Below are 8979 nucleotides of genomic sequence, written 5' to 3' on the forward strand. Positions count from 1 at the left end.
TTCTCTGTTCTCTTTGCCGGTCACTTAACTACTTGATTCGTTGTGTGCCGTCTCGATGGATGCGCATTATAGGGAGTCGAATTTTTTGCACAACTCTTTTTTCGCCTTTTTCTACTGTTTGAATACTTTTCACTCCTTACGTGCAGATCTTGGTCGATCCGCTGCATTTTCCCTATGATCCCTGCGGTCGATTGGTTGTAATTCCATCAGCAAAGGCTAGTATTGCCGGTAAAGTGTGATCTTATTGAGAGGCTATTGCTATGTCCGACCCTATCCGCCCTTATCTTCATTATTCACCTACTCTTGGTAAACGCGTGATGATCGATGGATCGAGCGTGATCATTGGTAATGTCATTTTGGGTGATGATGTCAGTGTCTGGCCGTTGGTTGCTATTCGTGGTGATGTTAATCAGGTCGTCATTGGCGCTCGTTCAAATATTCAAGATGGTAGTGTGTTACACGTAACCCATCATTCAGAGCATAATCCTGAAGGGAACCCCCTGGTTATTGGTGAAGACGTTACTGTTGGCCATAAAGCGATGCTCCACGGTTGTACTATTGGCAATCGGGTACTGGTGGGGATGGGGTCTATTTTGTTAGATGGTGCAGTTATCGAAGATGATGTGATGATTGGCGCGGGGAGTCTGGTTTCCCCAGGTAAACGATTAGTCAGTGGTTACCTCTATATGGGGAGCCCAGCCAGACAAGTACGCCCTTTAACGCCGGCAGAATTAGAAGGCCTACTTTATTCTGCAAGCAACTACGTACGCTGGAAAGATGACTATCTGGCAGAAACTAAATAAGCAGTAACATAAGATGCAGGGAGTAAGTCATCATCTTCCCTGCATTATTGAATATCTTTCTATCGACTCAGTTCATCACGCAACTTATTTAGCACCGGTGTTATCTGTGGCATCACGCCATGCCAAAGTTTGAAAGCATGGGCTGCCTGCCCCACCAGCATCCCTAAGCCATCAGCGTAACTCGCCACACCCAACTGCTTAGCCCAAGCTAAAAATGGTGTATCCCCCACTTGATAAAACATGTCATAGCAACGTGTTGCAGGACTCATAATATCTTTAGATAAGTTTGGTACTTCGCCATGAATTCCAGCAGCGGTAGCATTTATGATTAAGTCAAACTGCTGCCCGCTCAGCGCCTGCATTTCGGCAGCCTCGATATCACCCAAATGATGAAAGACTTCGGCAAGCTGCTGTGCGCGGCTATAAGTCCGGTTAGTGATGACCACAGTGCATCCATAAGAGAGTAACGGCAAGATCACACCACGAGCAGCCCCCCCCGCGCCCACCAATAAGATCCGATCAGAGACTCGGATCAAACCCTGGCGCTCAAGATCACTGAGCAAACCAATACCGTCCGTATTATCACCTAACAAGCGCCCGTCTTCTAATTGCTTGATAGTATTGACAGCACCTGCCAGTGACGCACGATCGGTTAGTTCATCACATTTGGCATAAGCGCGCTCTTTAAACGGCGTGGTAATGTTCGCGCCTAATGCACCATCTGCAAAAAACGACGTTAACGTTTCCTCAAAAGCGCCATGAGCGGCCAATACCATACCGTATTGATGCTCTATACCTGTCTGCTCGGCAAAAAGCGCATGAATCCTTGGCGACTTACTGTGCCCAATGGGGTTACCAAACACTGCGAAATTCTGATCCATGCTACTTTCTATCCTTGGCGAAATTGCTTACCGGTTAACGCATCTCTTATTTCAGACGGATTCAAACGACCACCCACCTCGCCAGAGAGCACTGGGAGAAAAGGGCCAAATTGCATTCTCACTTCAGCTTCTGTACGGCATGGCTCGCGACCGCTTAAGTTGGCACTGGTTGAAACCAGTGGCTTGCCATATTGCGAGCAAAGCTGCTGTACCAGTGGGTGGTCACTCACCCTTACAGCCAATGAGCCAAAACTGCCCGTTAACCAACGCGGTGTCTTAGCTCGCGCTGGAATAACCCATGTTACGGGCCCAGGCCAACAGGAGAAGAGCATTTCCTGTTGCGCTGTATTCAGCATTGAGTCATCAATATATGGCTTCAACTGCTCATAGTTAGCGGCGATTAAGATCAAACCTTTTTGCCATGGCCGCTGTTTTAAAGCTAATAAAGCATTTACTGCTTTTTCACTATCAGGGTCACAACCTAAACCAAAAACGGCTTCTGTTGGATAAGCGATGACCTCTTCTTGTTGCAAAGCCCGCAATACATCTGACAAAGCACCACTATTTTCTTGTTTATTCACGCTGTTATTACTCACTTACCACTGCCTTCCCACATAACTTGCTAGCGCAAAAACGTTTTACACCTTGCGCGGTTCTCTTTTCCATTAACAATGAATAGTGGCAATACGCACACTCTCCGGCAATGGGTTGCTGATTAATTGTAAACTGGCAATCGGGATAGCGATTGCAGGCGTGGAAGATCTTTCCAAACCGGGACTTGCGCTGTAGTAACTTGCCTTGGCCACATTGTGGGCAATCAATCGATGTTTCATCAGGCTTATCAATAACTTCCGTATGATCACATTGTGGATATTGGCTACAACCAATAAACATACCAAAACGCCCTTGCCGTAACACCATTTCTGAACCGCATTCAGGGCAATATTGTCCTTCAAGAACTTTCACGATATGCCCATCAGATTGCGCTTTCAACGGGCGCATGTACTGGCAGCCGGGATAATGTGAACAACCAAGGAATGGGCCATGACCCCCACTACGAATGACTAAAGCCGATCCGCATTCAGGACACGACCCATTATCCTTGGCAATAACTGTTTTCGTCATAACGCCTTCTATATAAGGTTATTAGCCAGCGATACTACCACTTAGTGCAAATAACCTTCATTGACTTCAAAAAGTAGCTCTTCCATCTGCTGATAGGCACTTTCATAACCCGGTATGTTAAACAGCACCATCAGCACAACCCATTTGAGATCCTCCAAGTCAATCTCATTAGAGTCCAATGCCATAATACGGTCGATGACCATCTCACGGGTATCAAGATGTAACACCTGAATTTGCTCAAGAAATAGGATGAAGCCGCGACAAGTGGTATCCAGACGTTGGGCTTCTTCCGCCGTATAAATCCGCAATGCTTGCGGATCAGCAGCATAAAGATAAGGTGCTTTCTGCCCTTCTTGTAGGTCTGCGAGAGCCTCTAACCAGTTCAGGGCGTTGTTGATATCCTCACGATAGAAACCTGCGTCAGCAAGATCGTCAGTAATCTTGTCTTGATCAACAAGCATTTCCGACTCGTTATGCATATAAGTTTCAAATAAGTAAATTAAAACGTCGAACATGGCCTGCCCTCCTTAATCGGACATAGCCGCCGGGTACAGCTGCGATCCACCCTGCTAACTCCAGCTCAAGCAATTTGCTGACGATATCTGGCACAGGTTGGCCGGCACGTTCGGCGACGACATCAACGGGTGTCACCTCATCTCCTACGTTAGCCAACACATCAGCAAATGGCAATTCAACTTGCTCCTCTGATGCAGAAATAGTTACTTTCTCGGGCAATGATACCCATTGAAGTGAACCGCCCACTTGTGTAGCTATCTCTTGTGCTGACCTCGCCAGATATGCGCCTTGTTGAATCAGCCAGTGCACACCTTCGCTGGTTGCACTCCCTAATGGCCCCGGTAAAGCAAAAACATCTCTCCCTTGCTCTATAGCATAGCGGGCAGTAATCAAAGAGCCACTTTTCAGCGTAGCTTCAACCACTAATACAGCAGAACTTAGCCCACTGATAATACGATTCCTTCTGGGGAAATGGGCAGCGACCGGCAATGCTGTTGTCAAAAACTCTGAGACCAGAGCCCCGCCTTGGCACTCAATGTCTTTGGCCAGATGACGATGTCGACGTGGATATATGTTCTCCAACCCACTACCTAATACCGCGATGGTCTTTCCTTTAGCATTCAAAGCCGCTTGATGACAAATCCCATCAATCCCAATTGCCAGACCACTGGTGATAACCAACCCCGTTCGAGCCAGTTCTGAAGCAAAGTAACAGCCCCACTGCTCACCATAGTGGCTGAAATGACGGCTACCCACCATGGCAATCTGAGAGCGATACAACACATCCAGCTCGCCAGAAACAAACAGCACCAGAGGAGCGGCAGAGATATGAGCCAAACGGGGTGGATAGCTTGGCTCACCGTAGGCTACTAAGTGGTGAGAAGGCTGACTCAGCCAAGTTAAACTGGCCTCAATATAGCGGGGATCTACTTGATAAAACTGCTGGCATTGCTGAGCATCCAATCCGTAAGCAGCCAATCTGCCGGGGTGGACATCACCACGGGCAAGTAACCGTCTGACCAATGCACTGCTTTTCGCTACCCCAAATCCCTTAACCTTGCTCATCCTGAGCCATAATTCAGCCGCTAACATATTGCCTCCCTGGCTTGCTTTCTATGCTGACACCGATTTGTTCAATTGGTAGACGATGCTGTCAATCAGAGCCGGAAATGTCTAGAATAGAGATTGAATATCATTCACTACTCGGACGCAGATCTAGATATTTATGTCAGTATTACAAGTATTACATTACCCAGATGAGCGGCTGCGCAAAATTGCTGCGCCGGTAAAAGAAGTCAATGGTGAAATCCAGCGTATTGTGGACGACATGTTCGAGACCATGTACGCAGAGGAAGGCATTGGCCTTGCCGCAACCCAAGTGGATGTTCATAAACAAATTATCGTGATTGATGTTTCGGAAAATCGTGACCAACGCCTGGTGTTGATTAACCCAGAGCTGTTGGAGAAAAGCGGTGAAACCGGCATTGAAGAAGGTTGCTTATCAATTCCTGAGCAACGGGCATTAGTCCCTCGCGCTGAAAAAGTAAAAATCAGAGCGCTGGACCGTGATGGTAAACCGTTCGAACTGGAAGCGGATGATTTATTAGCAATCTGTATTCAGCACGAAATGGACCATTTGGTTGGCAAACTGTTTGTGGACTATTTATCGCCGCTGAAACGTCAGCGTATCCGCCAAAAGTTGGAGAAAATGGCCAAGTTAAATGCCCGAGCCGACTAACCCCATCTAATGCAGGAAACCAACGTGTCTGACTCTTTGCGGATTATTTTTGCAGGAACGCCTGATTTTGCAGCGCGCCATCTTGGCGCGTTGTTGTCTTCCCAACATCAGATTGTTGGTGTTTTCACTCAACCGGACCGCCCCGCTGGCCGAGGTAATAAACTGACCCCGAGCCCAGTGAAGGTATTGGCAGAACAACAAAGTATTCCCGTTTTTCAGCCGAAATCGCTACGGCCCGAGGAGAACCAACATCTCGTGGCTGATCTGAATGCTGATATTATGGTCGTGGTTGCCTATGGTCTGATTTTGCCTGCATCTGTCTTGGCAATGCCGCGATTAGGCTGTATTAACGTCCATGGTTCCCTATTACCACGCTGGCGTGGTGCTGCGCCTATCCAACGTTCAGTATGGGCCGGTGATGCAAAAACTGGGGTAACAATCATGCAAATGGATGTTGGACTAGACACCGGGGATATGCTGCATAAAATTGAATGTGACATTCAGCCGGATGATACCAGTGCGACAATGTACGATAAGCTGGCGCAATTAGGGCCTCAGGGCTTATTGATAACATTGCAGCAATTAGCGCAAGGCAGTGCACAGCCGGAAGTACAAAATGAGGCACAAGCCACTTATGCAGAAAAGCTAAGTAAAGAGGAGGCCAAATTAGATTGGTCACTTTCTGCGGCTCAGTTAGAACGCTGTATTCGTGCTTTTAATCCTTGGCCAGTTAGCTATTTTGTCGTTGATGAACAGCTCATCAAGGTCTGGCAGGCACAGGTACTTCCTAAAGTAGATAATACCAAGCCCGGAACCATCATTCATGCAGATAAACATGGGATCCAAGTGGCTACCGCAGATGGCGTTTTAAATATCACGCAACTGCAACCAGCCGGCAAGAAAGCCATGTCCGCAGCTGACTTATTAAATTCACGTCGCGAATGGTTTGCGCCCGGTAGTCAACTAGCATAATAACTCAGCAGCTACAGCTATATACCTAATAGATGTCAAGATGCAGGAAGGCCGGTCCAGAGATGGCCAAGTAGCGAGAGCAGCCAACACCCCTGCAACTTGAAAGATGACGGATGTAGGTTTCATCGCCCGATACTTCATCATCGGGCCACTTTCCCTTTATTTGCTGACGTTTGTCGGCTTTTTTGGTTATGAAAAACACATATAATCTCCGCAGCATCGCTGCTAAAGCAATTAGCCAGGTATTGGATCAGGGGCAATCGCTCAGTACCGTTTTGCCTGGGCTACAGAAAAATATTTCAGATAAAGATCGCGCATTGCTACAGGAGTTGTGTTTTGGCACTTTGCGTGTTCTACCACAGCTAGAGTGGTGTATCCAGCAGTTGATGGCGCGCCCAATGACCGGTAAACAGCGTGTTTTTCACTACCTGATTATGATCGGGCTATACCAGTTGGTTTATACCCGGATTCCGCCACATGCTGCTTTAGCCGAAACGGTTGAAGGTGCCACTGCGCTGAAACGTCCGCAACTAAAAGGGTTGATCAACGGTGTACTACGTCAATTCCAACGTCAGCAAGTGGAATTACTGGAGCGCGCTGCAAATAGTGATAGCCGTTACCTGCATCCTAGCTGGTTATTAGCGCGTATTAAGCAAGCCTATCCAGAACAATGGCAGCAGATTGTGGACGCGAATAACCAAAAGCCACCAATGTGGCTGCGGGTAAATCGTCTCCATCATACCCGCGGTGAATATCTCGAGCTGTTAAAGCAAGCGGAGATAGATGCAGAACCTCATGCCTTTTATCCCGATGCAGTACGGCTTATTGCCCCGTGCGCCGTCAATGATCTGCCTGGTTTCGAACAAGGCTGGGTAACAGTGCAAGATGCTTCAGCCCAAGGTTGTGTTGATCTGCTTGATCCGCAAAATGGTGAACAGATCCTTGATTTATGTGCCGCTCCGGGCGGTAAAACAACACACATCCTCGAAGCTGCGCCAAAAGCACATGTATTAGCTGTGGATATTGATGAACAACGGCTCAGCCGGGTTAAGGAAAATTTACAACGTCTGAAATTACATGCTGTGGTGCGAGTCGGCGATGGTCGAACCCCGGATGCATGGTGTGACGATCAGCAATTTGATCGTATTCTGCTAGATGCACCTTGCTCTGCCACCGGTGTGATTCGTCGCCACCCTGATATCAAATGGTTGCGCCGAGACAGTGATATTGCCGACCTGGCAGAATTACAATCTGAGATCATTGAAGCTATCTGGCCTAGACTGAAGAAAGGTGGCGTAATGGTTTATGCTACTTGTTCGATATTACCGCAAGAGAATCAGCAACAGATAGCCGCTTTCCTGCAACGGCATTGTGAAGCAGAATTGGTTGAAACTGGTACTAACGTGACTCCCGGTAAACAAAACTTGCCACACCCTGAGGATGGCGATGGTTTCTTTTATGCGAAGTTAATCAAAAGATAATCGTGGCTTTGGCTATGCCTCAAAACCTAATTTCAGTGTGGAACAGAGAACGCTATGAAAATAATTATTCTTGGGGCGGGGCAAGTTGGCGGAACCCTGGCAGAAAATCTGGTAGGCGAGAACAACGATATCACCGTTGTGGATATTGACTCTGGCCGCCTACGCCAGTTGCAAGATAAATTTGATCTGCGTGTGGTACAAGGGCATGGATCGCATCCGAGAGTCTTGCGGGAAGCGGGGGCTGAAGATGCCGATATGTTGGTTGCAGTGACCAATTCTGATGAAACCAATATGGTTGCCTGCCAAATTGCGTATTCACTATTTAATACACCAAATCGCATCGCACGTATCCGTTCGGCTGAATATATTCGTGAAGCTGATAAGCTTTTTCTGCCAGAAGCGGTACCCATTGACCATTTGATATCACCGGAACAGCTAGTTATCGATAATATCTATAAACTTATCGAATATCCTGGTGCATTACAGGTAGTTAATTTTGCTGAAGGTAAAGTCAGTATTGCGGCGGTAAAAGCCTATTATGGCGGCCCATTGGTGGGGAATGCATTATCCTCTCTGCGTGAACACATGCCTCATATTGATACCAGAGTGGCAGCAATCTTTCGTCAAGATCGACCAATTCGTCCACAGGGCTCCACTATCATTGAAGCAGGTGATGAAGTCTTCTTTGTTGCTGCCTCACAGCATATCCGCGCTGTAATGAGTGAGTTACAACGTCTTGAAAAACCCTATAAGCGCATTATGATTGTTGGCGGTGGTAATGTCGGAGCCGGTTTAGCCCTACGATTAGAAAAAGATTACAGTGTAAAATTAATTGAGCGTAACCCGCAGCGAGCCGCCGAATTAGCCGAGATGTTACACGATACTATTGTATTTTATGGCGATGCGTCAGACCAGGAACTGCTGGCAGAAGAGCATATTGAACAGGTCGATGTCTTTATTGCCATTACCAATGACGATGAAGCCAATATTATGTCCGCGATGCTGGCAAAACGGATGGGCGCAAAAAAGGCAATGGTATTAATCCAACGTAGCGCCTATGTCGATCTGGTTCAAGGAAGCGTTATTGATATTGTCATCTCACCGCAGCAGGCCACTATTTCAGCCCTTTTAGGTCATGTCCGTAAAGCGGATATTGTCAGTGTTTCTTCATTAAGGCGGGGTGTGGCTGAGGCAATCGAAGCAATTGCCCACGGTGATGAAACCACATCAAAAGTTGTTGGCCGAATGGTTGAGGATATAAAGTTACCACCAGGTACTACCATTGGGGCAATTGTACGTGGGGATGAGGTTATCATTGCCAACAGCAACTCCATAATTAAACAGGGTGACCACGTAGTGATGTTTATTACTCACAAAAAATTCGTGCCCGATGTGGAGCGGTTGTTCCAACCAAGCCCATTCTTCCTGTAATTATTAATAATTAACTAGTTCGAACCCATTAA

At 47.2% G+C, this 8979-nt stretch carries 10 protein-coding genes; 5 read left to right on the forward strand and 5 right to left on the reverse strand.

Annotated features, from left to right (window positions below):
• Positions 1-260: 260 nt before the first annotated feature.
• Entirely contained in the window at positions 261-803 is a 543-nt protein-coding gene (locus V2A85_RS19350) for a gamma carbonic anhydrase family protein (protein ID WP_083161145.1), read from the forward strand.
• Positions 804-862: 59 nt separating this feature from the next.
• Here V2A85_RS19350 and aroE read toward each other — a convergent pair whose 3' ends face one another.
• From aroE to dprA, 5 genes are read right to left on the reverse strand one after another with little or no spacing between them, the layout of a single operon-like run.
• The gene (gene aroE / locus V2A85_RS19355; protein ID WP_372560356.1) at positions 863-1684 is read right to left on the reverse strand and encodes a shikimate dehydrogenase; all 822 of its coding nucleotides are present in this window, start codon (positions 1682-1684) and stop codon (positions 863-865) included.
• A gap of 8 nt (positions 1685-1692) precedes the next feature.
• Entirely contained in the window at positions 1693-2265 is a 573-nt protein-coding gene (gene tsaC / locus V2A85_RS19360; RefSeq protein ID WP_372560691.1) for an L-threonylcarbamoyladenylate synthase type 1 TsaC, read from the reverse strand.
• A 7-nt stretch (positions 2266-2272) separates the two neighbouring features.
• The gene (locus V2A85_RS19365; protein WP_372560355.1) at positions 2273-2809 is read right to left on the reverse strand and encodes a type I DNA topoisomerase; all 537 of its coding nucleotides are present in this window, start codon (positions 2807-2809) and stop codon (positions 2273-2275) included.
• Positions 2810-2850: 41 nt separating this feature from the next.
• Positions 2851-3324, reverse strand: a complete 474-nt coding sequence (locus V2A85_RS19370; RefSeq protein WP_032906609.1) for a DUF494 family protein — start codon at positions 3322-3324, stop codon at positions 2851-2853.
• Positions 3296-4417, reverse strand: a complete 1122-nt coding sequence (gene dprA, locus V2A85_RS19375) for a DNA-protecting protein DprA (protein WP_372560354.1) — start codon at positions 4415-4417, stop codon at positions 3296-3298. Before dprA ends, V2A85_RS19370 begins: the two co-directional genes overlap by 29 nt.
• A 133-nt stretch (positions 4418-4550) precedes the next feature.
• Between dprA and def the strand changes: the two genes are divergently transcribed.
• The 4 genes from def (at position 4551) to trkA (ending at position 8947) form a co-directional block, all read left to right on the forward strand.
• Entirely contained in the window at positions 4551-5063 is a 513-nt protein-coding gene (gene def / locus V2A85_RS19380; RefSeq protein WP_083161153.1) for a peptide deformylase, read from the forward strand.
• A gap of 24 nt (positions 5064-5087) precedes the next feature.
• Positions 5088-6035, forward strand: coding sequence for a methionyl-tRNA formyltransferase (gene fmt, locus V2A85_RS19385; protein WP_083161155.1), 948 nt, complete (start codon positions 5088-5090; stop codon positions 6033-6035).
• A 191-nt stretch (positions 6036-6226) separates the two neighbouring features.
• Complete coding sequence (rsmB, locus tag V2A85_RS19390) at positions 6227-7516, forward strand: 16S rRNA (cytosine(967)-C(5))-methyltransferase RsmB (RefSeq protein ID WP_420072127.1); 1290 nt, start codon at positions 6227-6229, stop codon at positions 7514-7516.
• Positions 7517-7570: 54 nt separating this feature from the next.
• Entirely contained in the window at positions 7571-8947 is a 1377-nt protein-coding gene (trkA, locus tag V2A85_RS19395; protein WP_372560351.1) for a Trk system potassium transporter TrkA, read from the forward strand.
• Positions 8948-8979 lie beyond the last annotated feature (32 nt).

Source organism: Yersinia sp. 1252 StPb PI, from assembly GCF_048593885.1.
Classification (GTDB): Bacteria; Pseudomonadota; Gammaproteobacteria; order Enterobacterales; family Enterobacteriaceae; genus Yersinia; species Yersinia enterocolitica_E.

Coding starts and splice junctions, on each gene's coding strand:
- V2A85_RS19365 (WP_372560355.1), bottom strand. CDS start 2,809: ATGACGAAAACAGTTATTGCCAAGGATAATGGGTCGTGTCCTGAATGC.
- def (WP_083161153.1), top strand. CDS start 4,551: ATGTCAGTATTACAAGTATTACATTACCCAGATGAGCGGCTGCGCAAA.
- V2A85_RS19370 (WP_032906609.1), bottom strand. CDS start 3,324: ATGTTCGACGTTTTAATTTACTTATTTGAAACTTATATGCATAACGAG.
- aroE (WP_372560356.1), bottom strand. CDS start 1,684: ATGGATCAGAATTTCGCAGTGTTTGGTAACCCCATTGGGCACAGTAAG.
- rsmB (WP_420072127.1), top strand. CDS start 6,227: ATGAAAAACACATATAATCTCCGCAGCATCGCTGCTAAAGCAATTAGC.
- dprA (WP_372560354.1), bottom strand. CDS start 4,417: ATGTTAGCGGCTGAATTATGGCTCAGGATGAGCAAGGTTAAGGGATTT.
- V2A85_RS19350 (WP_083161145.1), top strand. CDS start 261: ATGTCCGACCCTATCCGCCCTTATCTTCATTATTCACCTACTCTTGGT.
- trkA (WP_372560351.1), top strand. CDS start 7,571: ATGAAAATAATTATTCTTGGGGCGGGGCAAGTTGGCGGAACCCTGGCA.